This window comes from Eggerthella sp. AM16-19 (assembly GCF_003474385.1).
In the GTDB taxonomy this organism is placed as follows: domain Bacteria; phylum Actinomycetota; class Coriobacteriia; order Coriobacteriales; family Eggerthellaceae; genus Senegalimassilia.
Map to the genome: position 1 here is coordinate 1 of NZ_QUCY01000054.1, position 845 is coordinate 845.

Here is an 845-nt window from a genome sequence, read left to right on the forward strand (position 1 = left end):
TGGCCCTCGGCGGGATGACGATGCGGGTTGTTGATGATCAGGCCCGGACGCAGCGGCACGAAGGTGGCGTCGATGTGGATCGGGTACGGATCGCCCGGGAAGTTCATGGCATGGATGCGATACTCGGGATAGTAGCGCTGGAACCACTCCATGGCGGTGCGGTTGGTGGTCAGGCCGTGCTGGATGAAGATATCCTTGCCCATGCGCATGAGGTCGGCGGCGTCCCACATCGGCTCGACTTCGGTGGTCACGAAGTCCTTGTTGGCGGTACGGACGAGGCGCTCTTCCAGGGTGATCTTCTCGTCGTAGTAGTTGTGCTTGTAGGAAGCGTCGGTCAGACGAGGACGGGGAGCCTGGGTCCACAGGAACTCGGGATCCTCATCGAAGTACTGCTTCATGAGCGGCCAGTAGGCCAGGTACTCGAAGTAGCGGCAGCGGAAGGAGTTGGCGGAAGCCATGATCTCGTTGCCGACGGTCAGCAGGATGTCGCGCGGAGGCATGCAGGTCATCATGGAATCGTTGCGGAAGTCCGGCGTGCCGATGGCCTGGTTCCACTGCAGGGGCGTCGGGCGGTCGACGACGACGCCGCGCTCCTCGACGGCCTTGACCAGGTTCTCGAGGCACTCGTTGCCGCGCTCGACGGTGCGCAGCGGGCGCAGGCCCCACATGCCGCGCATCTCGGAGTCGACCGGCACCTTCTCAGAGGTTGCGGGCTCCTCGGGCGGGATCATGGAGTTATCGCAGCGGCCAACGATGACGCGCTTCAACGGATCCCAGTCGTTCCAAGAGTTGACAATCTTCGCCATGACTGTCTCCTTTCTTTGAAGGTGCTTCCTACACCTTCA

At 62.2% G+C, this 845-nt stretch carries 1 protein-coding gene; it reads right to left on the reverse strand.

The genetic code is table 11. The features are described 5' to 3' along the window. Positions 1 to 806 (reverse strand): serine/threonine protein kinase (locus DW178_RS11085; protein ID WP_118351527.1); only part of this gene is annotated, 806 nt, incomplete at its 3' end. Between the last annotated feature and the right edge of the window lie 39 nt (positions 807 to 845).